The 23,610-nt window shown below is 69.8% G+C and carries 20 protein-coding genes; 18 read left to right on the forward strand and 2 right to left on the reverse strand.

Going from position 1 to position 23,610, the window contains the following annotated elements; all coding sequences use genetic code 11:
• Nucleotides 1–3 precede the first annotated feature (3 nt).
• The 12 genes from ACZ5XS_RS24750 to ACZ5XS_RS24805 all read left to right on the forward strand — a co-directional run bounded on the left by ACZ5XS_RS24750 (nucleotide 4) and on the right by ACZ5XS_RS24805 (nucleotide 12,632).
• Nucleotides 4–1,410, forward strand: a complete 1,407-nt coding sequence (locus ACZ5XS_RS24750; RefSeq protein ID WP_468654700.1) for a UDP-N-acetylmuramoyl-tripeptide--D-alanyl-D-alanine ligase — start codon at nucleotides 4–6, stop codon at nucleotides 1,408–1,410.
• Nucleotides 1,407–2,480, forward strand: a complete 1,074-nt coding sequence (mraY, locus tag ACZ5XS_RS24755) for a phospho-N-acetylmuramoyl-pentapeptide-transferase (RefSeq protein WP_217237239.1) — start codon at nucleotides 1,407–1,409, stop codon at nucleotides 2,478–2,480. The genes ACZ5XS_RS24750 and mraY overlap by 4 nt, the downstream gene beginning before the upstream one ends.
• Nucleotides 2,462–3,880 (forward strand): UDP-N-acetylmuramoyl-L-alanine--D-glutamate ligase, encoded by a 1,419-nt coding sequence (gene murD, locus ACZ5XS_RS24760; protein WP_468654702.1) that lies wholly within the window; start codon nucleotides 2,462–2,464, stop codon nucleotides 3,878–3,880. Before mraY ends, murD begins: the two co-directional genes overlap by 19 nt.
• A 67-nt stretch (nucleotides 3,881–3,947) precedes the next feature.
• Nucleotides 3,948–5,303 (forward strand): putative lipid II flippase FtsW, encoded by a 1,356-nt coding sequence (ftsW, locus tag ACZ5XS_RS24765; RefSeq protein ID WP_468654704.1) that lies wholly within the window; start codon nucleotides 3,948–3,950, stop codon nucleotides 5,301–5,303.
• A 6-nt stretch (nucleotides 5,304–5,309) separates the two neighbouring features.
• Nucleotides 5,310–6,407 (forward strand): undecaprenyldiphospho-muramoylpentapeptide beta-N-acetylglucosaminyltransferase, encoded by a 1,098-nt coding sequence (gene murG, locus ACZ5XS_RS24770; RefSeq protein ID WP_468654706.1) that lies wholly within the window; start codon nucleotides 5,310–5,312, stop codon nucleotides 6,405–6,407.
• Nucleotides 6,408–6,445: 38 nt separating this feature from the next.
• Nucleotides 6,446–7,240 carry a cell division protein FtsQ/DivIB gene (locus ACZ5XS_RS24775; RefSeq protein WP_468654708.1) on the forward strand — a complete coding sequence of 265 codons (795 nt, stop codon included), beginning with the start codon at nucleotides 6,446–6,448 and terminating at the stop codon, nucleotides 7,238–7,240.
• 279 nt (nucleotides 7,241–7,519) lie between these two features.
• On the forward strand, nucleotides 7,520–8,725 hold the full coding sequence (ftsZ, locus tag ACZ5XS_RS24780; protein WP_217237244.1) for a cell division protein FtsZ: 1,206 nt from the start codon (nucleotides 7,520–7,522) through the stop codon (nucleotides 8,723–8,725).
• Between the two features lie 26 nt (nucleotides 8,726–8,751).
• Nucleotides 8,752–9,462, forward strand: a complete 711-nt coding sequence (pgeF, locus tag ACZ5XS_RS24785; protein WP_468654710.1) for a peptidoglycan editing factor PgeF — start codon at nucleotides 8,752–8,754, stop codon at nucleotides 9,460–9,462.
• A 5-nt stretch (nucleotides 9,463–9,467) separates the two neighbouring features.
• Nucleotides 9,468–10,187 (forward strand): YggS family pyridoxal phosphate-dependent enzyme, encoded by a 720-nt coding sequence (locus ACZ5XS_RS24790; RefSeq protein ID WP_468654712.1) that lies wholly within the window; start codon nucleotides 9,468–9,470, stop codon nucleotides 10,185–10,187.
• Between the two features lie 129 nt (nucleotides 10,188–10,316).
• Nucleotides 10,317–10,976, forward strand: a complete 660-nt coding sequence (locus ACZ5XS_RS24795) for a cell division protein SepF (RefSeq protein ID WP_468654714.1) — start codon at nucleotides 10,317–10,319, stop codon at nucleotides 10,974–10,976.
• 71 nt (nucleotides 10,977–11,047) lie between these two features.
• Complete coding sequence (locus ACZ5XS_RS24800) at nucleotides 11,048–11,338, forward strand: YggT family protein (protein WP_468654716.1); 291 nt, start codon at nucleotides 11,048–11,050, stop codon at nucleotides 11,336–11,338.
• A gap of 52 nt (nucleotides 11,339–11,390) precedes the next feature.
• A complete protein-coding gene (locus ACZ5XS_RS24805) occupies nucleotides 11,391–12,632 on the forward strand; it encodes a DivIVA domain-containing protein (RefSeq protein WP_217237248.1) in 1,242 nt (413 codons plus the stop codon).
• Nucleotides 12,633–12,833: 201 nt separating this feature from the next.
• Here the strand turns inward: ACZ5XS_RS24805 and ileS are convergent, their stop codons facing one another.
• Nucleotides 12,834–15,971 carry an isoleucine--tRNA ligase gene (ileS, locus tag ACZ5XS_RS24810; RefSeq protein ID WP_468654718.1) on the reverse strand — a complete coding sequence of 1,046 codons (3,138 nt, stop codon included), beginning with the start codon at nucleotides 15,969–15,971 and terminating at the stop codon, nucleotides 12,834–12,836.
• 603 nt (nucleotides 15,972–16,574) lie between these two features.
• Here ileS and ACZ5XS_RS24815 point away from each other — a divergent pair.
• The 5 genes from ACZ5XS_RS24815 (at nucleotide 16,575) to ACZ5XS_RS24835 (ending at nucleotide 21,600) form a co-directional block, all read left to right on the forward strand.
• Complete coding sequence (locus tag ACZ5XS_RS24815) at nucleotides 16,575–17,750, forward strand: TraR/DksA family transcriptional regulator (protein ID WP_468654720.1); 1,176 nt, start codon at nucleotides 16,575–16,577, stop codon at nucleotides 17,748–17,750.
• Nucleotides 17,751–17,817: 67 nt separating this feature from the next.
• Entirely contained in the window at nucleotides 17,818–18,429 is a 612-nt protein-coding gene (gene lspA, locus ACZ5XS_RS24820; RefSeq protein WP_468654722.1) for a signal peptidase II, read from the forward strand.
• A gap of 52 nt (nucleotides 18,430–18,481) precedes the next feature.
• Nucleotides 18,482–19,426: an RluA family pseudouridine synthase gene (locus ACZ5XS_RS24825; RefSeq protein ID WP_468654724.1), complete on the forward strand. Its 945-nt coding sequence runs from the start codon at nucleotides 18,482–18,484 to the stop codon at nucleotides 19,424–19,426.
• On the forward strand, nucleotides 19,423–19,890 hold the full coding sequence (locus ACZ5XS_RS24830) for a GNAT family N-acetyltransferase (protein ID WP_468654726.1): 468 nt from the start codon (nucleotides 19,423–19,425) through the stop codon (nucleotides 19,888–19,890). The genes ACZ5XS_RS24825 and ACZ5XS_RS24830 overlap by 4 nt, the downstream gene beginning before the upstream one ends.
• 123 nt (nucleotides 19,891–20,013) lie before the next feature.
• The gene (locus tag ACZ5XS_RS24835; protein ID WP_468654870.1) at nucleotides 20,014–21,600 is read left to right on the forward strand and encodes a Na+/H+ antiporter; all 1,587 of its coding nucleotides are present in this window, start codon (nucleotides 20,014–20,016) and stop codon (nucleotides 21,598–21,600) included.
• Between the two features lie 177 nt (nucleotides 21,601–21,777).
• Here ACZ5XS_RS24835 and ACZ5XS_RS24840 read toward each other — a convergent pair whose 3' ends face one another.
• A complete protein-coding gene (locus tag ACZ5XS_RS24840) occupies nucleotides 21,778–22,905 on the reverse strand; it encodes a mechanosensitive ion channel family protein (RefSeq protein WP_468654728.1) in 1,128 nt (375 codons plus the stop codon).
• A 131-nt stretch (nucleotides 22,906–23,036) separates the two neighbouring features.
• Between ACZ5XS_RS24840 and ACZ5XS_RS24845 the strand changes: the two genes are divergently transcribed.
• Nucleotides 23,037–23,606, forward strand: coding sequence for a dienelactone hydrolase family protein (locus ACZ5XS_RS24845; RefSeq protein WP_468654730.1), 570 nt, complete (start codon nucleotides 23,037–23,039; stop codon nucleotides 23,604–23,606).
• Nucleotides 23,607–23,610: the final 4 nt, after the last annotated feature.

The raw sequence follows: 23,610 nt of genomic DNA on the forward strand, positions 1-23,610 counted from the left end.
CTTGTGATCGCCCTCTCTCTCGCCGAGATCGCCTCAGTCGTCGGCGGGCAGACGCACGACATACCGGATCCGTCCGTGCAGGTCACCGGACCGGTCGTCCGGGACTCCCGCGAGGCCGGGCCCGGCACCCTCTTCGTCGCCTTCGTCGGCGAGCGCGTGGACGGCCACGACTTCGCACAGGCGGTCGTCGAAGCGGGCGCGGTGGCCGTACTGGCGTCGCGCCCCGTCGGCGTGCCCGCGATCGTCGTGGAGGACGTCCAGGCGGCTCTCGGCGCCCTCGCGCGTCATGTCGTACGACGGCTCGGCGCGACCCTCGTCGCCCTCACCGGCTCCGCCGGCAAGACCAGCACCAAGGACCTGATCGCCCAGGTGCTCCGGCACAAGGCGCCGACGGTGTTCACGCCCGGCTCGCTCAACAACGAGATCGGGCTGCCGCTGACCGCGCTCAGCGCCACCGAGGAGACGAAGTTCCTCGTGCTGGAGATGGGCGCCCGCGGCATCGGCCACATCCGCTACCTCGCCGACCTGACGCCGCCGAAGATCGGCCTCGTCCTCAACGTCGGGACCGCCCACATCGGCGAGTTCGGCGGCCGAGAGCAGATCGCGCAGGCCAAGGGCGAACTCGTGGAGGCCCTTCCGGAAGACGGTACGGCGGTCCTCAACGCCGACGATCCCCTCGTACGGGCCATGGCATCCCGTACCAAGGCGAAGGTGATCCTTTTCGGAGAGTCCGGCGAAGCGGACGTACGCGCCGAGAACGTGAGACTCACGGACAGCGGACAGCCCGCCTTCCTGCTTCACACACCCTCCGGTGCAAGCGAAGTGACCATGCGCCTGTACGGTGAGCACCACGTGTCGAACGCGCTCGCCGCGGCCGCCGTCGCCCACGAACTGGGCATGTCCGCGGAAGAGATCGCCACCGCACTCTCCGAGGCGGGCTCCCTCTCCCGCTGGCGTATGGAGGTCACCGAGCGCCCGGACGGCGTGACGGTCGTCAACGACGCCTACAACGCGAACCCCGAGTCCATGCGAGCCGCTTTGCGCGCGCTCGCGGCCATGGGCCGGGGGCGGCGGACCTGGGCGGTGCTCGGCAAGATGGCCGAGCTCGGGGACGAGGCGCTCGCCGAGCACGACGCGGTCGGACGGCTCGCCGTCCGGCTCAATGTCGGCAAGCTCGTCGCGGTCGGGGGCAGGGAAGCGTCCTGGCTGCAACTGGGCGCATATAACGAGGGTTCGTGGGGTGAGGAGTCGGTGCACGTGTCCGACGCACAGGCGGCGATCGACCTGTTGCGCAGCGAGTTGCGCCCGGGAGACGTCGTACTCGTGAAGGCGTCCCGGTCGGTCGGGCTCGAGAGCGTGGCACAGGCGCTGCTCGCGAGCGGCGCCGAGGGTGAGGTCGCCGCCCGATGATGAATCAGATCCTGTTCGCGGGCGTCATCGGCCTGTTCCTGACGCTGGTGGGCACGCCGCTGCTGATCAAGCTGCTGGCCCGCAAGGGCTACGGCCAGTACATCCGCGACGACGGCCCGCGCACGCACGGCAGCAAGCGCGGTACGCCGACCATGGGTGGTATCGCCTTCATCCTGGCGACGGTCGCCGCGTACTTCCTGTCCAAGGTGATCACGGGCAAACCGCCGACGTACTCCGGCCTGCTGGTGCTGGGCCTGATGTGCGGCATGGGTCTGGTCGGCTTCCTCGACGACTACATCAAGATCGTCAAGCGGCGTTCGCTCGGTCTGCGTGCCAAGGCGAAGATGGCCGGCCAGCTGATCGTCGGCATCACCTTCGCGGTGCTCTCGCTGCAGTTCTCCGACTCGCGCGGCAACACTCCGGCCTCCACGAAGCTGTCGTTCATCACGGACTTCGGCTGGACGATCGGCCCGGTGCTGTTCGTCGTCTGGGCGCTGTTCATGATCCTCGCGATGTCGAACGGCGTGAACCTGACGGACGGTCTGGACGGCCTCGCCACCGGCGCCTCCGTCCTCGTCTTCGGCGCCTACACGTTCATCGGCGTCTGGCAGTTCCAGGAGTCCTGCGCCAACGGCGAGACGCTGACCAACCCCAGCGCCTGTTACGAGGTGCGCGACCCCTTGGACCTCGCGGTCATCGCCTCCGCGCTGATGGGCGCCTGCCTCGGCTTCCTGTGGTGGAACACCTCGCCCGCCAAGATCTTCATGGGCGACACCGGCTCCCTGGCGCTCGGCGGCGTGCTCGCGGGTCTGGCGATCTGCTCCCGCACCGAGCTGCTGATCGCTCTCCTCGGCGGCCTGTTCGTCCTGATCACCATGTCGGTGGTCATCCAGGTCGGTTCCTTCAAGCTCACCGGCAAGCGCGTCTTCCGCATGGCGCCACTCCAGCACCACTTCGAGCTCAAGGGGTGGTCCGAAGTCCTTGTGGTGGTCCGCTTCTGGATCATCCAGGGCATCTGTGTGATCGTCGGCCTGGGCCTGTTCTACGCGGGATGGGCGGCGGACAAGTGACCGACTGGCAGGGCAAGCGCGTCACCGTCGCCGGGCTCGGCGTCTCCGGCATCCCGGCCGCCAAGGTGCTGCACGAACGCGGTGCTCTCGTCACCGTCGTCAACGACGGCGACGACGAGCGGGCCCGTGCCCAGGCGGCCGAACTGGAGGCGCTCGGCATCACCGTGCGCCTCGGCGACGGCGCGACCCTGCCCGACGGCACCGAGCTCATCGTCACGGCCCCCGGCTGGAAGCCGGACAAGCCGCTGTTCGCGGCGGCACGCGCGGCCGGCGTGCCGGTCTGGGGCGACGTCGAACTCGCCTGGCGGCTGCGCGGACCCGACGCCGCGCCCTGGCTCGCCGTCACCGGCACCAACGGCAAGACCACCACCGTCCAGATGCTCGCCTCCATCCTGAAGGCGGCGGGCCTGCGCACGGCGGCGGTCGGCAACATCGGCGTCTCGCTGCTGGACGCGGTCCTCGGCGAGGAGCGGTACGACGTCCTCGCGGTGGAGCTGTCGAGCTACCAGCTCCACTGGGCGCCCTCGCTGCGCGCCCACTCGGCCGTCGTCCTCAACCTCGCCCCCGACCATCTCGACTGGCACGGCTCCATGGAGGCGTACGCCGCCGACAAGGGCCGCATCTACGAGGGCAATCGCGTCGCCTGCGTCTACAACCTCGCCGACAAGGCCACCGAGGACCTGGTGCGCCAGGCGGACGTCGAGGAGGGGTGCCGGGCGGTCGGCTTCACCCTCGGCGCGCCCGCACCCTCCCAACTCGGCGTGGTGGACGGCATCCTGGTCGACCGCGCCTTCGTGGCGGACCGGCAGAAGAACGCCCAGGAGCTGGCGGAGGTCTCCGACGTCAACCCGCCCGCCCCGCACAACATCGCCAACGCCCTTGCGGCGGCCGCCCTCGCGCGCGCCTTCGGGGTGCCCGCGACGGCCGTACGGGACGGCCTGAGGGCCTTCACGCCGGACGCCCACCGCATCGCGCACGTGGCCGACATCGACTCGGTCGGCTACGTGGACGACTCCAAGGCCACCAACACCCACGCCGCGGAAGCCTCGTTGGCGGCCTACGAGTCGATCGTGTGGATCGCGGGCGGCCTCGCCAAGGGCGCGACCTTCGACGAGCTGGTGACAGGGGCGGCGAAGCGGCTGCGGGGCGTCGTCCTCATCGGCGCGGACCGCGCGTTGATCCGCGAAGCCCTGGCGCGACACGCCCCGGAAGTACCCGTCGTGGAGCTGGACCGGACCGACACTGGGGCGATGCTCCAGGCAGTCCGGGAAGCGAAGCGGCTCGCCGCCGCGGGCGACACGGTCCTGCTGGCCCCGGCCTGTGCCTCCATGGACATGTTCACCAACTACAACCAGCGCGGTGACGCGTTCGCGGAGGCGGTTCGCGAACTCGGCGCCTGACCCGGCCGCCTGCCGGGCGGACCTTGGGAGGGACGCGTGGGACCGTCGACGTACAGTGAGGTCTGCGATGCCCGGTAGCCGTACCGGGCGGCCGCCCGTGCAGCGGCCGGTCAGACGTCCCGCCACCCCCCGGGCACCGCGCGAGAACCCGGTCCTCGGCCTGTACCTGCGCGCCCGCCGCGCCTGGGACCGGCCGCTGACCGCGTACTACCTGATCCTCGGCGGCAGTCTGCTGATCACCGTGCTCGGGCTGGTGATGGTCTACTCGGCCTCCCAGATCACCGCCCTGCAGATGTCCCTGCCGGGCTCGTACTTCTTCCGCAAGCAGCTCCTCGCGGCCGCCATCGGCGGGGTGCTGCTGCTGGTCGCCTCCCGGATGCCGGTGAAGCTGCACCGGGCGCTCGCCTACCCGATCCTCGCCGGCGCGGTCTTCCTCATGGCCCTGGTGCAGATCCCGGGGATAGGGATGTCGGTCAACGGCAACCAGAACTGGATCTCCCTCGGCGGCTCGTTCCAGATCCAGCCCAGTGAGTTCGGCAAGCTTGCCCTCGTGCTGTGGGGTGCCGACCTGCTCGCCCGCAAGCAGGACAAGAAGCTGCTGACCCAGTGGAAGCACATGCTCGTGCCACTCGTGCCGGTCGCCTTCATGCTGCTCGGGCTGATCATGCTCGGCGGCGACATGGGTACGGCGATCATCCTCACCGCGATCCTGTTCGGCCTGCTGTGGCTCGCGGGCGCGCCGACCCGGCTGTTCGTCGGGGTGCTGTCGATCGCCGCCACGCTCGGTGTGATCCTCATCAAGACCAGCCCCAACCGCATGGCCCGGCTGCAGTGCATCGGCGCCACCGAGCCGAAGTCCGGAGTGGCCGACTGCTGGCAGGCCGTGCACGGCATCTACGCCCTCGCATCCGGCGGACTCTTCGGTTCCGGGCTGGGGGCGAGTGTGGAAAAATGGGGCCAACTCCCAGAGGCGCACACGGACTTCATCTTCGCCGTCACCGGTGAGGAACTGGGTTTGGCGGGGACGCTGTCCGTGCTCGCCCTCTTCGCGGCCCTAGGCTATGCGGGTATCCGCGTGGCCGGACGCACGGAGGACCCCTTCGTGAGGTATGCCGCGGGAGGTGTGACCACCTGGATCACCGCACAGGCGGTGATCAACATGGGTGCGGTGCTCGGCCTGCTGCCCATCGCCGGTGTCCCCCTTCCGCTGTTCTCCTACGGAGGGTCCGCCCTGCTGCCGACCATGTTCGCCATCGGGTTGCTGATCGCCTTCGCGCGTGAGGATCCCGCTGCGCGGATGGCGCTTTCGATGCGGCAACCCCGCTTTGGTAGAAAGCGGGCGGGAGGCCCTGTGCGGGGGCCTCGGAGATGGAACACGATGAGACGGCGTGCCAAGGCGGCGCGTTCGTCCGGAGAGCGGTGAATTTCGGTGCATGTCGTACTCGCCGGTGGGGGGACCGCCGGCCACATCGAGCCCGCGCTCGCCCTCGCGGACGCCCTGCGCAGGCAGGACCCGACCGTGGGAATCACGGCCCTGGGCACGGAGCGCGGCCTGGAGACCCGGCTCGTACCGGAGCGGGGCTATGACCTCGCGCTGATCCCCGCGGTGCCCCTGCCACGCAAGCCGACCCCCGAGCTGATCACCGTCCCGGGCCGGCTGCGCGGCACGATCAAGGCCGCCGAGCAGATCCTGGAGCGCACCAAGGCGGACGCCGTCGTCGGCTTCGGCGGGTACGTGGCCCTGCCCGGCTACCTCGCCGCCAAGCGGCTCGGGGTGCCGATCATCATCCACGAGGCCAACGCCCGCCCCGGCCTCGCCAACAAGATCGGCTCGCGCTACGCCGCCAAGGTCGCCGTCTCCACCCCGGACAGCAAGCTGCGCGACGCCCGCTACATCGGCATCCCGCTGCGCCGCACCATCGCCACCCTCGACCGGGCGGTCATGCGCCCCGAGGCCCGCGCGGCCTTCGGGCTCGACCCGAACCTGCCGACCTTGCTGGTCTCCGGCGGCTCGCAGGGCGCCCGCCGGCTCAACGAGGTGGTCCAGCAGGTCGCGCCGTACCTCCAGCAGGCCGGGATCCAGATCCTGCACGCGGTCGGCCCGAAGAACGAACTGCCGCAGGTGCACCAGATGCCGGGGATGCCCCCGTACATCCCGGTACCGTACGTGGACCGGATGGACCTCGCGTACGCCGCGGCCGACATGATGCTCTGCCGCGCGGGCGCGATGACCGTCGCCGAACTCTCCGCCGTCGGCCTCCCGGCCGCCTACGTCCCACTGCCCATCGGTAACGGCGAACAGCGGCTGAACGCCCAGCCGGTGGTCAAGGCCGGCGGCGGCCTCCTGGTCGACGACGCGGACCTGACGCCCGAGTGGGTGCAGCAGAACGTGCTGCCCGTGCTCGCCGATCCGCACCGGCTGTACCAGATGTCCCGTTCCGCCAGTGAGTTCGGCCGCCGGGACGCCGACGACCTGCTCGTCGGGATGGTGTACGAGGCGATCGCCGCCAGCCGTGCACGCCGATAGGACCGTACTGAGGCCCGTATGACCGGAAGGCAGGGAGCGTGGCCGGATCGACGACCGCCGAGCGCGGTGAACGCCAGCAGGAGTCGTCCGGCCCGCCTCCTGTCCGGAGGATCGCAACCCCCCGCCTTCATACGATCATCATTCTCGCCGTCTCGCTGGTGCTCGTCGGCACCGGATCCCTCTGGGTCCTGTACGGCTCCAACTGGCTGCGCGTGGAGCGGGTATCGGTCTCCGGGACCAGGGTTCTGACGCCCGCACAGGTCCGCGAGGCCGCCGATGTGCCGGTCGGATCGCCGCTGATTTCCATCGACACCGATGTGATTGAGGCACGACTGCGCCGGAAATTGCCCCGAATTGACGTGGTTGACGTGGCGCGTTCCTGGCCCCACGGAATCGGGCTGAAAGTGACTGAGCGTACTCCGGTTCTGCTTGTCCAAAAGGGCGGAAACTTTGTCGAAGTGGACGATGAAGGTGTCCGGTTCGCGACGGTTTCCGAGGCCCCGAAAGGCGTACCCGCACTGGAATTGACGCTGTCCCAGCCGGGCTCGCGCGCCGCGAGCCTGCGCCGGTTCGGCGAGGGCCGATTGGTGCGGGAGGCGGTCCGCGTCGCCCGTGCCATTCCGGCCGCCGTCGCCCACCGGACCCAGGCGGTCAAGGTGCGTTCGTACGACGACATCTCACTGGAGTTCGGTGACGGGCGGACCGTCGCCTGGGGGAGCAGCGAGAAGGGGGCCGCGAAGGCCCGTACGCTCACGGCTCTCATGAAAGCCTCTCCTGACGCGCGGTACTTCGACGTCAGCGTTCCCACGGCGCCCGCGTCATCGGGGAGTTGACGCACATCCGCGCAGGCCAGCACCCTGGTTGGGCAGCGCTATGGCTGATCACATAGGGTGAAAAGAAAAACGGGAGGTTCGGCGTGTTCGTTGAACGTGCGCCACTTGTCGACTTAGTGTCCTGTTCAGAAGACTCCAGGGAACGGACACACTGGTAACCCTAAACTTCAACGTTAGGGTTCGGGTCGGCGATACGGACCGTCCCAATCGGCATCAGTCGTCGGACCGCGGCAAGGCCGCGAGGCGGCGACACGTAACTCGAGGCGAGAGGCCTTCGACGTGGCAGCACCGCAGAACTACCTCGCAGTCATCAAAGTCATCGGTGTCGGCGGCGGTGGTGTCAATGCCATCAACCGGATGATCGAGGTCGGTCTCAAGGGCGTCGAGTTCATCGCCATCAACACCGACGCGCAGGCGCTGTTGATGAGCGACGCCGACGTCAAACTCGACGTCGGCCGCGAACTCACCCGCGGACTCGGCGCCGGAGCCAACCCGGCTGTCGGCCGCAAGGCGGCCGAGGACCACCGCGAGGAGATCGAGGAGGTCCTCAAGGGGGCCGACATGGTCTTCGTGACGGCCGGTGAAGGCGGCGGCACCGGCACCGGCGGCGCGCCCGTCGTGGCCAACATCGCACGCACGCTCGGCGCCCTCACCATCGGCGTGGTGACGCGCCCGTTCACCTTCGAGGGACGGCGCCGCGCCAACCAGGCGGAGGACGGCATCGCCGAACTCCGCGAAGAGGTCGACACCCTCATCGTCATCCCGAACGACCGGCTGCTGTCCATCTCGGACCGCCAGGTCTCGGTCCTCGACGCCTTCAAGTCGGCGGACCAGGTCCTGCTCTCCGGTGTTCAGGGCATCACCGACCTCATCACCACGCCCGGCCTGATCAACCTCGACTTCGCCGACGTGAAGTCGGTCATGTCCGAGGCCGGCTCGGCCCTCATGGGCATCGGCTCGGCCCGCGGCGACGACCGCGCGGTGGCCGCGGCTGAGATGGCGATCTCCTCGCCGCTGCTGGAGGCGTCCATCGACGGTGCCCGGGGCGTGCTCCTGTCCATCTCCGGCGGTTCCGACCTCGGTCTCTTCGAGATCAACGAGGCCGCCCAGCTGGTGAGCGAGGCCGCCCACCCCGAGGCCAACATCATCTTCGGCGCGGTCATCGACGACGCCCTCGGCGACGAGGTCCGGGTCACCGTGATCGCGGCCGGCTTCGACGGCGGCCAGCCGCCGGCCCGCCGGGACAACGTCCTCGGTTCGGCCTCGTCGTCCTCGTCGTCGGGCCGCCGTGAGGAGCCCACTCCGGTACGGCAGACCGAGAGCCGCCCGTCCTTCGGCTCGCTCGGCAGCGTCACGCCGAAGGAGGAGTCGGAGCAGGCGCCCGAGCCGGTGGCCGACCTTCCGGTCTCCCCGCCGGTCCCGCCGTCGCGCTCCTACTCGGACAGCGCGGCCGAGGAACTGGACGTGCCGGACTTCCTGAAGTGATAGATCAGCGCTCCGGAACGAGCACTGTGAACGGCGCGCACTTCGCCTTCACCGACAGGTGGGGCGGGGTGAGCGCCGTTCCGTACGAGGAGCTCAACCTCGGCGGAGCTGTCGGCGACGACCCGGGTGCCGTACGGACCAACCGTGAACTGGCCGCCAAATCCCTGGGGCTCGACGCCGCTCAGGTGGTCTGGATGAACCAGGTGCACGGGGCCGACGTGGCGGTGGTGGACCGGCCCTGGGATCCCGCTTCGCGGATCCCCTCGGTCGACGCGGTCGTCACCGCCCGGCGCGGACTCGCCCTCGCCGTCCTCACCGCCGACTGCACCCCCGTTCTGCTCGCCGACCCGGTCGCCAAGGTCGTCGCCGCGGCCCATGCGGGCCGGCCCGGCATGATCGCCGGGGTCGTCCCCGCCGCCGTACGGGCCATGACGGAACTCGGTGCCGAACCGTCCCGGATCGTCGCCCGCACGGGGCCCGCGGTCTGCGGCCGGTGCTACGAAGTGCCGGACGCCATGCGCGCCGAGGTGGCCGCCGTCGAACCGGCGGCGCACGCCGAGACGAGCTGGGGCACGCCGGCGGTCGACGTGACCGCCGGAGTGCACGCGCAGCTGGAGCGGCTGGGGGTGCACGACCGGGAGCGGTCGCCGGTGTGCACGCTGGAGTCGGGGGACCACTTCTCGTACCGCCGCGATCGCACCACGGGGCGACTCGCGGGATATGTGTGGTTGGACTGAGGGGCATGACGGACCGTAAGGACGAACTCGCCGGAAACCTGGCGAACGTGGAGGAGCGCATCGCGGCCGCGTGTGCGGCCGCCGGGCGGAGGCGTGAGGACGTCACGCTGATCGTGGTCACCAAGACCCATCCCGCGAGCGATGTGCGGATGCTGGCGGAACTCGGTGTGCGACACGTCGCCGAGAACCGCGACCAGGACGCGGCGCCGAAGGCGGCGGAATGCGCGGACCTGCCGCTTGGCTGGCACTTCGTCGGCCAGTTGCAGACCAACAAAGTACGATCCGTGGTCGGTTACGCGGATTTCGTGCAGTCCGTCGATCGTTCCAAGCTGGTGACGGCCCTGTCGAAGGAGGCCGTGCGGGCCGGACGCGAGGTGGGCTGTCTGATCCAGGTGGCGCTCGACGCGGGAGTGAGCGGGAGAGGGGAGCGGGGTGGCGTAGGACCCGGCGGCATCGAGGAGTTGGCCGACCGCGTCGCCGACGCTCCGGGGCTGCGGCTCGACGGGCTGATGACCGTCGCTCCGCTCACCGGGGAGTACGCGGGGCGCGAACAGGCGGCGTTCGAGCGGTTGATGGATTTGTCGACGGACCTGCGCCGAGCGCATCCGGCTGCGAACATGGTCTCCGCAGGGATGAGTGCGGACCTCGAACAGGCCGTGGCGGCCGGAGCGACACATGTACGCGTCGGTACCGCGGTACTCGGAGTACGCCCCAGGCTCGGGTAACGTCGCCAGGAAGTCGGACCACAGCAGAAAATATGGTCATTACCGCAGCACAGCGGGCATAACGACCTCGTGGATCGCGGGCACTTGGCAGTCGTCAGCCGATCCACCACAGAGCGGAGGACTCAGGAAATGGCCGGCGCGATGCGCAAGATGGCGGTCTACCTCGGCCTCGTGGAGGACGATGGGTACGACGGCCGCGGTTTTGATCCCGACGACGACTTCGAACCCGAGCTGGATCCGGAGCCCGAGCGGGACCGGCGACGGCATGAGCTGTCGCATCAGTCGCACGGCTCGCACCAGTCCCACCCGGCACATCAGCCCGAAAGGGACGAACCGGTACGAGTGGTGCAACCCCCGGTGTCACGTGACCCCCTGCCCCGATCCGCTTCGCTAGGCGCGGAATCCGGGCGTCCGGCGCGCATCGCGCCCGTGGCATCCATCACACAAGAACGCGCAAGCCTGGAGAAGAACGCACCGGTGATCATGCCCAAGGTCGTGTCGGAACGAGAGCCTTACCGGATCACCACACTTCACCCCCGGACCTACAACGAGGCCCGTACCATCGGGGAACACTTCCGTGAGGGCACCCCGGTGATCATGAATCTGACTGAGATGGATGACACAGACGCGAAGCGACTTGTCGACTTTGCGGCCGGTCTGGTGTTTGGTCTTCACGGCAGCATCGAGCGGGTGACGCAGAAGGTGTTCCTGTTGTCGCCTGCTAACGTCGATGTCACGGCGGAGGACAAGGCCCGGATCGCAGAGGGCGGGTTCTTCAACCAGAGCTGAGACGCAGGACCGGAAACGGCAGTACAAGTAGGACCCAGCAGTACGGATCAGGGGAGAGGGAAGCGCAAGCAATGAGCGTGGTTCTGGATGTCATCTACATCGCGCTGATGTGCTTCCTCATCGTGCTGATCTTCCGGTTGGTCATGGACTACGTCTTCCAGTTCGCCCGCTCGTGGCAACCCGGCAAGGCGATGGTGGTCGTTCTGGAGGCCACCTACACTGTCACTGATCCACCGCTCAAGCTTCTGCGGCGGGTCATCCCGCCGTTGCGTCTCGGGGGCGTGGCGCTCGACCTGTCCTTCTTCGTCCTGATGATCATCGTCTACATCCTGATCACCGTCGTGGGGAACCTCGCGGGGTGACTGTGGACGATACGGTCTTGCCGACTGCCGATGACTACGTTGAGGTGAAGAGATGCCGTTGACCCCCGAGGACGTGCGGAACAAGCAGTTCACGACCGTCCGCCTCCGAGAAGGCTATGACGAGGACGAGGTCGATGCCTTCCTCGATGAGGTTGAAGCCGAACTGACGCGCCTGCTCCGCGAGAACGAGGACCTGCGCGCCAAGCTGGCGGCGGCCACGCGCGCTGCTGCCCAGAATCAGCAGAACATGCGCAAGCCCCCGGAGCAGCAACAGGACCAGCAGCAGGGAGGCATGCCCCAGCAGGGAATGCCTCAGCAGGGTATGCCGCAGCAAGGCATGCCTCAGCAGGGTATGCCGCAGCAGGGCATGCGAGGTCCCGGCTCTCCGGTGCCGGCCGGCATATCTGGCCCGCCGCAGCAGCAGATGGGTGGCCCCATGGGTGGCCCGCCCCAGCTGCCGAGCGGTGCACCGCAGCTGCCTGCCGGCCCCAATGGCGGCCAGGGCGGCCCGCAGGGTCCCGGTCAGATGGGCCAAGGTCAGATGGGCCAGGGCCAGATGGGTCAGGGCCAGATGGGCCAGGGTCCGATGGGCCAGGGTCCGATGGGTGGCCAGTCCCCCATGCAGCAGCAGATGGGCGGCCCGATGGGTGGCCCCATGGGCCACTCGATGGGCGGCCCCGGTCAGGGCCCCGGTGGCGACAGCGCCGCCCGTGTCCTCTCGCTGGCTCAGCAGACCGCCGACCAGGCGATCGCCGAGGCCCGTTCCGAGGCCAACAAGATCGTCGGCGAGGCGCGTTCGCGTGCCGAGGGTCTTGAGCGTGACGCCCGTGCCAAGGCCGACGCCCTGGAGCGGGACGCGCAGGAGAAGCACCGTGTCGCGATGGGCTCCCTGGAGTCCGCCCGCGCCACGCTGGAGCGCAAGGTCGAGGATCTGCGTGGCTTCGAGCGCGAGTACCGCACGCGTCTGAAGTCCTACCTGGAGTCGCAGCTGCGTCAGCTGGAGACCCAGGCGGACGACTCGCTGGCCCCGCCGCGCACTCCGGCGACCGCGTCGCTGCCGCCGTCCCCGGCGCCTTCCATGGCTCCGGCCGGTGCCAGCGCCCCGTCGTACGGCGGCGGCAACCAGGGCATGGGCGGCGGCCCGTCTCCTGCCGGTCCGTCCTACGGCGGCCAGCAGCAGATGTCCCCGGCGATGACCCAGCCGATGGCGCCGGTACGGCCGCAGGGCCCGTCGCCGATGGGCCAGGCTCCGTCGCCGATGCGCGGCTTCCTCATCGACGAGGACGACAACTGACGGTTATGAGTACGCCGTAGGCGTCGGCAGCGTTCAGGGCGGGGCCCCGGATTTTTGATCCGGGGCCCCGCCCTTTTGCCGTGCGTGTCCGGAGCTTTTGCCGTGCGTGTTCGGGTGCCGGTGCAGTTGTCCTGCGTACGCAACGCCGAAGGCCCGGGTGCACCAGGATCTCCTGGTGCACCCGGGCCTTCGTGGCCTCGGCTACGCCTTGCGCAGGCGGAACGTCAGGGACAGGCCCTCGTCCGTGAACGGGGATCCGTAGGTGTCGTCCGCCTCGCCCCGGGCGAAGTCACTCGCGAGGACCTCGTCGGCGATGAGGCCGGCGTGCTCGGACAGGGCCGCGACGACGGCCGGGTCCGTGGACGTCCAGCGCAGCGCGATGCGGTCGGCCACGTCGAGGCCGCTGTTCTTGCGGGCCTCCTGGATCAGGCGGATGGCGTCACGGGCCAGGCCCGCCTGACGCAGCTCCTCCGTGATCTCCAGGTCGAGGGCGACCGTCGCGCCCGAGTCGGACGCCACCGACCAGCCCTCGCGCGGGGTCTCGGTGATGATGACCTCGTCCGGGGCGAGCGTGACCGTCTCGCCGTCGACCTCCACCGACGCCGTGCCCTCGCGCAAAGCCAGGGACAGCGCGGCGGCGTCCGCGTTCGCGACGGCCTTCGCCACGTCCTGCACCCGCTTGCCGAACCGCTTGCCCAGCGCACGGAAGTTGGCCTTCGCCGTCGTGTCGACCAGCGAACCGCCCACCTCGGACAGCGACGCCAGCGACTCGACGTTCAGCTCCTCCGTGATCTGCGCGTGCAGCTCGGCGTTGAGGGAGCCGAAGCCCGTCGCCGCGATCAGTGCGCGTCGCAGCGGCTGACGTGTCTTCACACCCGACTCCGCGCGCGTGGCACGGCCCAGCTCCACCAGTCGTCGTACCAGGACCATCTGCTTCGACAGGTCCGGGTCGATGGCGGACAGGTCCGCCTGCGGCCAGGACGCCAGGTGCACCGACTCGGGGGCGTCGGGGCTGACCGGCACCACCAGGTCCTGCCACACCCGCTCGGTGATGAACGGGGTCAGCGGAGCCAGCAGCTTGGTGACCGTCTCGACGACCTCGTGCAGGGTGCGCAGCGCCGCCTTGTCGCCCTGCCAGAAGCGGCGACGGGAACGGCGTACGTACCAGTTGGACAGATCGTCGACGAACGCCGAGAGCAGCTTTCCGGCGCGCTGGGTGTCGTACGACTCCAGAGCCTCGGTCACCTGATCGGTGAGGGCGTGGAGTTCGGACAGGAGCCAGCGGTCCAGGACCGGCCGGTCCGCCGGGGCCGGGTCGGCCTCGCTGGGCGCCCAGTTCGACGTGCGGGCGTACAGGGCCTGGAAGGCGACCGTGTTCCAGTACGTGAGGAGCGTCTTGCGGACGACCTCCTGGATGGTGCCGTGGCCGACGCGGCGGGCCGCCCACGGGGAGCCGCCGGCCGCCATGAACCAGCGGACCGCGTCCGCTCCGTGCTGTTCCATCAGCGGGATCGGCTGCAGGATGTTGCCCAGGTGCTTGGACATCTTGCGGCCGTCCTCGGCAAGGATGTGACCGAGGCAGACGACGTTCTCGTACGAGGACTTGTCGAAGACGAGCGTGCCGACGGCCATGAGGGTGTAGAACCACCCGCGGGTCTGGTCGATGGCCTCCGAGATGAACTGCGCCGGGTAGCGGCTCTCGAAGAGCTCCTTGTTCTTGTGCGGGTAACCCCACTGCGCGAACGGCATCGAACCCGAGTCGTACCAGGCGTCGATGACCTCCGGCACGCGCGTGGCGGTCTTCCGGCACGTCGGGCAGGCGAAGGTGACGTCGTCGATGAACGGACGGTGCGGGTCGAGCTCCGACTGGTCGGTGCCGGTCAGCTCGGTCAGCTCGGCGCGGGAGCCGGCGCAGGTGAGGTGGCCGTCCTCGCAAGTCCAGATGGGCAGCGGCGTGCCCCAGTAACGGCTGCGGGAGAGCGCCCAGTCGATGTTGTTGTTCAGCCAGTCGCCGAAACGGCCGTGCTTGACGGAGTCCGGGAACCAGTTGGTCTTCTCGTTCTCCTGGAGGAGGCGGTCCTTGACGGCCGTGGTGCGGATGTACCAGGACGGCTGCGCGTAGTAGAGGAGCGCGGTGTGGCAGCGCCAGCAGTGCGGGTAGCTGTGCTCGTACGGGATGTGCTTGAAGAGGAGGCCGCGCTGCTGGAGGTCCTCGGTGAGCTTTTCGTCCGCCTTCTTGAAGAAGACGCCGCCCACGAGGGGGACGTCCTCCTCGAAGGTGCCGTCCCGGCGGACCGGGTTCACCACGGGCAGGCCGTACGCGCGGCAGACCTTGAGGTCGTCCTCACCGAAGGCGGGGGACTGGTGGACCAGGCCCGTACCGTCCTCGGTCGTCACGTACTCGGCGTTGACCACGTAGTGGGCCGGTTCCGGGAACTCGACGAGCTCGAACGGACGTTGGTAGGTCCAGCGCTCCATCTCGGCGCCGGTGAAGGTCTCGCCGGTGACCTCCCAGCCCTCGCCGAGGGCCTTCTCGACGAGCGGCTTCGCGACGACGAGCTGCTCCTCGCCGTTGGTCGCGACGACGTAGGTGACGCCGGGGTGCGCGGCCACGGCGGTGTTGGAGACCAGCGTCCAGGGGGTCGTCGTCCACACCAGGAGCGCCGCCCGGCCGGCGAGTGGACCGGAGGTCAGCGGGAACCGGACGTACACGGAGGGGTCCACGATCGTCTCGTAGCCCTGCGCCAGCTCGTGGTCCGACAGACCCGTCTCGTCGCGCGGGCACCAGGGGGCGACGCGGTAGTCCTGGACCAGCAGGCCCTTGTTGAAGATCTCCTTCAGCGACCACCAGACGGAGTCCACGTACTCGGGGTCCATCGTGCGGTACGCGTCGTCCAGGTCGACCCAGTAGCCCATGCGGTTCGTGAGCTCGGTGAAGGCGTCGGTGTGGCGGGTCACGGACTCGCGGCACTTGGCGTTGAACTCGGCGATGCCGTACGCCTCGATGTCCTTCTTGCCCTCGAAGCCGAGTTCCTTCTCCACGGCGATCTCGACCGGGAGGCCGTGGCAGTCCCAGCCGGCCTTGCGGGCCACGTGGTAGCCGCGCATGGTCCGGAAGCGGGGGAAGACGTCCTTGAAGACGCGCGCCTCGATGTGGTGGGCCCCCGGCATGCCGTTGGCCGTGGGCGGGCCCTCGTAGAACACCCACTCGGGGCGGCCCTCGGACTGGTCCAGGGTCTTGGCGAAGATCTTCTGCTCGCGCCAGAAGTCGAGCACGGCGTGCTCCAGCGCGGGCAGGTCGACCTGGGCGGGCACCTGGCGGTACGTCGGCGTTGTCATCAGCGAGCTTCCTCCGGCGGACTTGCTGCCTTCCGTCCGGAGGGACGAGAGCTGTGTCATTCCCTGCGCCGCCTTCGGCGCGCTCCCGCGGTACCACCCTCCTTGGCTCTCCGGTGCGCTCCAGGCGCCGGTGAGCCCCCTCATTGGGGTCGCGATGCCGGGTCTACTGGCCGCGTGCTTTCGGCTGCGGCTTTCTTCCGGCGGCTCCGGGGTGATCTTCACGTCGCGCTCGCCCCCGGGCTTCCACCGTCCCCGGGTCGCTCTGGGCTGCGTACGTCGCTACTCGTCCCCATCCACGCTTTTCGCTCCGCCCAGTGTACGGCGCCGTGGGGACAGCGGCCGACCGGATTTCCGGCGGCCGTCGGCGGGGCTCTGTGGGGCCCGGGATGACCCGAATGGCGAGGGGTGCGTGTTCGAGGGCCGGGATGCCCGGCGGGGCGGATTACCCGGCGGGGAGCTGGGCACAACGCATGCAGGTTTGCCGCGCGGCGTTCGCGAGGCGGGCGAATCGGGCGGTGTGCCCCGTTGCCGTGGGACTCAAGTCGATTTATCGTCCCAGCACGATTCGCGTGCAAGATCACAATATGTGAAGGGGCCGCGGCCATGGTGGCGAAGAAGACCGCCGTACAGCAGTCGGCGTCCGGGTCCACGGGTGCCTCCGGCGGTGCGGCCAAGGACGTCGGGGGGAAGAAGAGAACGCAGGGGGGCGCGGCCGAGCGGGAGACCAAGGCCGTGAAGACGGTCGGTACGGCTGCGAGGAAGGCGGCCGCGAAGGGCGCGGGGGCGGGGGCGAGAGCGGGTGTGGGTGCGGGTGCCAAGAAGGCCGTGGCGAAGCAGGCGGCGGCAAGGAAGACGGCATCAGTGAAGAGGGCCGAGAAGGCCGCTGCCGAGAAGGCCGCTGCCAAGAAGACGGCGGCCAAGAAGACTGCGGCCAAGAAGACGGCGGCCAAGAAGGCGGCGGCTACGAAGACGGCGGGCGGGAAGAAGACCGGCGGGAAGTCGGTGGCGGCCACGAAGGCCGAAGCCACGAAGGTGGCGGACGGGCGGGCGGCGGCCGTGAAGGAGACGGGCGGGGAGGCGGCGGCCGGCACGGAGACGGGCGGGAAGGCGGCGGCCACGAAGGTGGCGCCGGCGAAGGAGACCGGCGCGAAGAAGACCGCTGACAAGAAGAGCGGTGCCGCGAAGGGCGGCGCCGTGAAAAGCACCTCCAGGAAGAGCGCAGCCAAGACGACTGCGGCCAAGAAGAGCACGGTCAAGAAGGCGGGCGCGGCGCAGGCCGCGGAGCAGACGGGAGCCACGACGGTGGTTGCGAAGAAGACTCCTGGCACGGCCACAGCGGCGAAGTCCGCACTGCCCAAGGCACGGATCGCCGCGGCGGAGCCCGGCGAGCTCGCGGTACGCCCCGGTGAGGACCCCTGGACGCCGGAAGAGGTCGCGGAGGCGCGCGCCGAGCTGTCGTCCGAGGCGACGCGGCTGCGCGACGAGATCACCTCGTCCGAACAGTCCCTGGTGGGCCTGATGCGGGACTCCGGGGACGGTGCCGGCGACGATCAGGCGGACACCGGCACCAAGAACATCACGCGCGAGCACGAGATGGCTCTCGCGGCCAACGCGCGCGAGATGCTCATCCAGACCGAGCGCGCCCTGCAACGGCTCGACGCGGGCACCTACGGCCTGTGCGAGAACTGCGGCAACCCCATCGGCAAGGCCCGCATGCAGGCCTTCCCGCGGGCCACGCTGTGCGTGGAGTGCAAGCAGAAGCAGGAACGCCGGTACTGATCACCTCGCTGCCCGGGAGCGTGTCGTACCCTCGTCCTCAGTCAGGTATCTAGGTTGAGGGACTCACGTGGCAGAGGCGGAGCGCATCATCGGTACGCCGGATTCCCCAGAGGCGGCGGGAGGCGAGCCGGAGCAGTCCGAGGAGCATGCCGCGGACGCGTCGCAGACCGCCGCCGGGGCCGAGCGGCCCCGGGGCAGGCGGCGGATCGCCGTGCTGTTCACCGTCGCGACCGTGGCGTACGCCCTCGACCTGATCAGCAAGATGATCGTCGTCGCCAAGCTGGAGCACCACGCGCCGATCGAGATCATCGGGGACTGGCTGAGGTTCGAGGCGATCCGCAACGCGGGCGCGGCCTTCGGCTTCGGCGAGGCCTTCACCGTGATCTTCACGGTGATCGCGGCCGCCGTGATCGTGGTCATCGCCCGCCTCGCCCGCAAGCTCTACAGCCTGCCCTGGGCGATCGCGCTCGGCCTGCTGCTCGGCGGTGCGCTCGGCAACCTCACCGACCGGATCTTCCGGTCGCCGGGCGTGTTCGAGGGCGCGGTGGTCGACTTCATCGCGCCCAAGCACTTCGCGGTCTTCAACCTGGCCGACTCGGCGATCGTGTGCGGCGGCATCCTGATCGTGCTGCTGTCGTTCAAGGGTCTCGACCCCGACGGCACCGTCCACAAGGACTGAGGACGCCGGACTCTCGTACGCGAGTGTCGGACCCGTCCGGCATACTCGACGGGTGAGCACCGTTCCCGAGATCCGAACCCTGCCCGTGCCCGACGGCCTGGAGGGCGAGCGTGTCGACGCCGCCATCTCCCGTATGTTCGGCTTCTCCCGTACCAAGGCCGCAGAGATCGCCGCCGCGGGGAAAGTCACGGTCGACGGTTCGGTGGTGGGGAAGTCCGAGCGGGTGCACGGCGGGGCCTGGCTGGAGGTCGAGATGCCGCAGGCGCCCGCGCCGGTGCAGATCGTCGCCGAACCGGTCGAGGGCATGGAGATCGTGCACGACGACGACGACGTGGTCGTGATCGCCAAGCCGGTCGGTGTGGCCGCGCACCCCAGCCCCGGCTGGACCGGCACGACCGTGATCGGCGGGCTCGCCGCCGCCGGGTACCGGATCTCCACCTCGGGCGCCGCCGAGCGCCAGGGCATCGTGCACCGCCTGGACGTGGGCACGTCCGGCCTGATGGTCGTGGCGAAGTCCGAGTACGCGTACACCTCGCTCAAGCGCCAGTTCAAGGAGCGCACGGTCGACAAGCGCTACCACACGCTCGTGCAGGGCCACCCGGACCCGACCAGCGGCACCATCGACGCGCCCATCGGCCGGCACCCGAACCACGACTACAAGTGGGCCGTCACGGCCGAGGGCAAGCCGTCCGTCACGCACTACGACCTCATCGAGGCGTTCCGTGCGGCCTCCCTGCTCGACGTGAAGCTGGAGACCGGCCGTACCCACCAGATCCGCGTCCACATGGCCGCCCACCGGCACCCGTGCGTCGGCGACCTGACGTACGGCGCCGACCCCACGCTCGCCAAGCGGCTCGGCCTGACCCGCCAGTGGCTGCACGCCGTACGGCTGGGCTTCGAGCATCCCGGGGACGGCCGGTGGGTGGAGTTCGAGTGCGGCTACCCGGACGACCTGCAGCAGGCCCTCGACCAGGTCCGCGAGGAGACCTACGCGTGAGCTCCGCGTACGTCGTGCGGGTCGCCGAGGACCCCGCCGACCGTGAGGCGTGCTTCGCGGTCCGCAAGGACGTCTTCGTCGGCGAGCAGGGGGTCCCCGCCGACCTGGAGTACGACGCGTACGACGCCGGCGCCGTGCATGTGCTGGCGGTCCGGGAGGACGGGACACCGCTCGGGACCGGGCGGCTGCTGTACGGCGAGGCGGCCGCGGCCAGGACCGACGGCGATCTGTCGGTGGGTTCGCTGGGACGGCTCGCCGTGACGCAGGACGCGCGGGGCCTCGGCGTCGGGGCCGCTCTCGTCCGCGCCGTCGAGGACGCGGCACGCGCGCGTGGGCTCACGGCGGTCGACCTGCACGCCCAGACGCACGCGCTCGGTTTCTACGAGCGGCTGGGGTACGTGGCGTACGGCCCGGAGTTCCCGGACGCCGGAATGCCGCACCGGGCGATGCGGCGCGTGCTGTAGCCGGCCGTGCCTGCCGTGGCGGCCGTGCCTGCTTGGGTGGCGGCGCCGAAAGGCCGGTGAACACGGTGGCGTGGCAGGCTTGAGGTCTGCTGTGTGAACGCCGAGACGACCCGGAGCCTGACCGTGGATCAGTTGGCCCTGTTGTTCGTGCTGTTGCTCGGGGCCGTGCTGAGCGTGCCGATCGGGGACCGGCTGAAACTGCCGGCGCCGGTGCTGATGACGCTTCTCGGCATCGTCCTCGCGCTGCTCGACTTCGTGCCGAACGTCAGCGTCCCGCCGGAACTCATCCTGCCCCTGCTGTTGCCGCCGTTGCTGTACGCGGCCGTACGGCGCACGTCCTGGCGGCAGTTCACGGCCAACATCAGGCCGATCTTCCTGCTGGCCGTGGCGCTGGTGTTCGTCACCACGGTGTGTGTGGCCGCCGTCGCCAACGCGATCGTGCCGGGGCTGCCGGTGGCCGCCGCCGTGGCGCTCGGCGCGCTGGTCGCGCCGCCCGACCCGGTCGCCGCGACCGCCGTCGCGGGCCAACTCGGGCTGCCGCGGCGGCTGGTGTCCATCCTGGAGGGCGAAGGGCTCTTCAACGACGTGACGGCCATCGTGCTCTACCACGTGGCGATCACCGCGGCCGTGAGCGGGACCTTCTCGCCGTGGCGGGCGGGTCTGGACCTGGTGCTGTCCGCCGTGGTGGCGGTGGCCGTCGGGGTCGTGCTGGGGTGGGGCGCCAACAAGCTGATGGACCTGCTCGGGGACCCGACCCTGCAGATCGGGATGACCCTGCTGGTGCCGTTCGCCTCGTACGTGCTGGCCGAGGAGTTCCGCGGGTCCGGGGTGCTGGCCGTGCTCACCACCGCGCTGTTCCTCGCCGAGTACGCCACCGATCCCGACGACGTGCTGACCCGGCTCGCCGGGCACACCTTCTGGGACATCGTGGACACGCTGGTCACCGGGGTCGCCTTCGGGCTGATCGGCCTCGAGCTGCACAACGCGATCCGGACCGCGTCCGGGCGGTGGGGGGAGATGCTCGGCTGGGCGGGGGCGATCGTGGGTGTGGTCGTCCTCGTACGGCTGGTGTGGCTGTTGCCGGCCACCTGGCTCACCAAGCGGCTGCATGCCAGGCGGGACCACGACGAGGACATCCCGATGAGCCTGCGGGAGACCGTCGTCATGTGGTGGTCCGGGATGCGGGGAGTGGCGTCGGTGGCGCTGGCGCTGGCGATTCCCCTGAAGACCGAGGACGGTTCGGCCTTCCCGAACCGGGACGAGATCGTGTTCATCGCCTTCGGGGTGATCATGGCCACGCTGGTGATTCAAGGGCTGACCCTGCCGTGGCTGGTGAGACGACTGGGAGTGCAGGCCGACACGGACCGCGAGAAGGAGTTCGAGAAGACGCTGGCCGTGCGGGCGGCGAAGGCGGCGAAGCGGCGGCTCAGGGAGATCGAGGCCACGGAGGAGCTGCCGGAGGAGCTGTCCGAGCAGATGCTGCGGCGGGCGCACGACATCGGGGTGCGGATCAGTCCGGACGTGGGGGAGGACGAGCGGCGGGAGGCGCATGAGCAGCGGGTGCGCAGGCTCAAGCGGGTGCGGCGGATCCAGGGGGAGATGTTGAGCGCGGCCCGGCATGAGGTGCTGGCGGCGCGGAGTGAGGCGGGGGCCGATCCGGAGGTGGTGGACCGGGTGCTGCGGCATCTGGATGTGCGTAGTTTGCGGTGATCTGGCGGGGTGTGGCGGGTGGGGGTTGCTGTTTGGTTCCCCACCCGCGCACCATCCGGTTCCAGTTGGTCGAGAGGTGGCCCTCTCCCGTGGGGGTTGATCGCCGTTGGCGGAGGCCCGTAGGTGCGGCGGCGAAGGCCGGCGTGGCGCCACCGCTGACGAGCTTGCTGCGCCGGGTCAGCCGCCCGCGCGCGGTGACTCGTATCCGCGGCTCGCGGCCGCCCCGTCGCGCGCGACGTCGTCCCGGTGGGGGCGGCCGTTCGTGCGGTGGGGGGGCAGGTACGCGTCCGCCGTGTTGACCCGGGGGAGGGCGTACGGGTGTTCCGTGGCCAGCCAGCGGACCATCTGTTCGCGGACCGTGACGCGTACCGTCCAGATGTCGTCGGCGTCCTTGGCGGTCATCAGGGCCCGCACCTGCATGGTGTTCGGGGTGGTGTCCGTCACGTCCAGGCCGTAGGCGCGGCCGTCCCAGGCGGGGCACTCGCGCAGGATGTCGCGGAGCTTGTCGCGCATCATGTCCACCGGCGCGGTGTGGTCGACGTGCCAGAAGACGATGCCGGTCATCTGGGGGGTGCCGCGCGACCAGTTCTCGAACGGCTTGGACGTGAAGTACGAGACGGGCATGGTGATGCGGCGCTCGTCCCAGGTCCGAACGGTCAGGAAGGTCAGCGTGATCTCCTCGACCGTGCCCCACTCGCCGTCCACCACGACGGTGTCGCCGATGCGCACCATGTCGCCGAAGGCGATCTGGAACCCCGCGAACATGTTGCTGAGCGTCGACTGGGCGGCGACACCGGCGACGATGCCGAGGATTCCGGCCGAGGCCAGCAGCGAGGCGCCCGCCGCGCGGAACGCCGGGAACGTCAGCAGCATCGTGGCCACGGCCACCACGCCGACGGTCGCGGAGACCACACGCATGATCAGCGACACCTGGGTACGGACGCGCCGGACCCGGGCCGGGTCGCGGTGGGCGCGCGCGTAGCGGGTGTACGTCGTCTCCACTATCGCGGCGGCGATCCGGATCACCAGCCACGCCGTCGCCCCGATCAGCACCAGCGTGAGGGTACGGCCGACGCCGATGCTGTGCCGTTCCAGAAGCTGCGCCTCGTCGTACGCCCCTCTCAGCATGGCCGCGCAGAGCACGAGTTGGTAGGGGATGCGGCCACGGCGCAGCAGACCCCACAGGGGGGTCTCGTGGTGCCGTCCGTCGGCCTTGCGCAGCAGCAGGTCGGTCGCCCAGCCGATGACCAGCGTGAGCGCGACCGACCCGCCGACCACGATCAGTGGGCGGAGTAGATTCTCCATGCCCACGAACGTAACCGGCCCCGGGCGCTCATGAACATGTGACTTCGCGCTCAAGGTGGGTAGGGCCGCGGCACCGGGCGAAGGCCACCGCCGTGACCTGCGTTGTCGTACCCGGCTGGCACCATGGCTTCATGAACATCGTGCTCTTTCACTCGACCTTCGGTCTCAGGCCCGCGGTGCGCGCCGCGGCGGACCGGCTGCGCGCGGCCGGACACGAGGTGTGGACGCCGGACCTCTTCGAGGGGCGTACGTTCGAGACGGTCGAGGAGGGCATGGCCTTCAACGACGGGATCGGCAAGGACGAGTTGCTCAAGCGGGCCGTCCTGGCCGCCGCGCCCTACTCGGAACGCGGGCTGGTCTACGCCGGGTTCTCGCTCGGCGCGTCCGTCGCACAGACCCTGGCGCTCGGTGACGACAAGGCGCGTGGCCTGCTGCTCCTGCACGGCACGTCGGACATCGCGGGGAACGCGACCGTGGACGAGCTGCCCGTCCAGTTGCACGTCGCCGAGCCGGACCCCTTCGAGACCGACGACTGGCTGAGCGCCTGGTATCTCCAGATGGGCAGAGCCGGCGCGGACGTGGAGGTGTACCGGTACGCCGGGGCCGGTCACCTGTACACCGACCCCGACCTGCCCGACTACGACGAGGAGGCCGCCGAGGCCACCTGGCGGGTGGCGCTCGGCTTCCTCGACAGCCTGTAGGGCC

Source organism: Streptomyces sp. NPDC033131, assembly GCF_055578365.1.

Coding starts and splice junctions, on each gene's coding strand:
- ACZ5XS_RS24815 (WP_468654720.1), top strand. CDS start 16,575: ATGGTGGCGAAGAAGACCGCCGTACAGCAGTCGGCGTCCGGGTCCACG.
- ftsW (WP_468654704.1), top strand. CDS start 3,948: ATGCCCGGTAGCCGTACCGGGCGGCCGCCCGTGCAGCGGCCGGTCAGA.
- mraY (WP_217237239.1), top strand. CDS start 1,407: ATGATGAATCAGATCCTGTTCGCGGGCGTCATCGGCCTGTTCCTGACG.
- ACZ5XS_RS24800 (WP_468654716.1), top strand. CDS start 11,048: ATGAGCGTGGTTCTGGATGTCATCTACATCGCGCTGATGTGCTTCCTC.
- ileS (WP_468654718.1), bottom strand. CDS start 15,971: ATGACAACGCCGACGTACCGCCAGGTGCCCGCCCAGGTCGACCTGCCC.
- ACZ5XS_RS24795 (WP_468654714.1), top strand. CDS start 10,317: ATGGCCGGCGCGATGCGCAAGATGGCGGTCTACCTCGGCCTCGTGGAG.
- ACZ5XS_RS24840 (WP_468654728.1), bottom strand. CDS start 22,905: ATGGAGAATCTACTCCGCCCACTGATCGTGGTCGGCGGGTCGGTCGCG.
- ACZ5XS_RS24845 (WP_468654730.1), top strand. CDS start 23,037: ATGAACATCGTGCTCTTTCACTCGACCTTCGGTCTCAGGCCCGCGGTG.
- ACZ5XS_RS24790 (WP_468654712.1), top strand. CDS start 9,468: ATGACGGACCGTAAGGACGAACTCGCCGGAAACCTGGCGAACGTGGAG.
- murD (WP_468654702.1), top strand. CDS start 2,462: ATGGGCGGCGGACAAGTGACCGACTGGCAGGGCAAGCGCGTCACCGTC.
- ACZ5XS_RS24805 (WP_217237248.1), top strand. CDS start 11,391: ATGCCGTTGACCCCCGAGGACGTGCGGAACAAGCAGTTCACGACCGTC.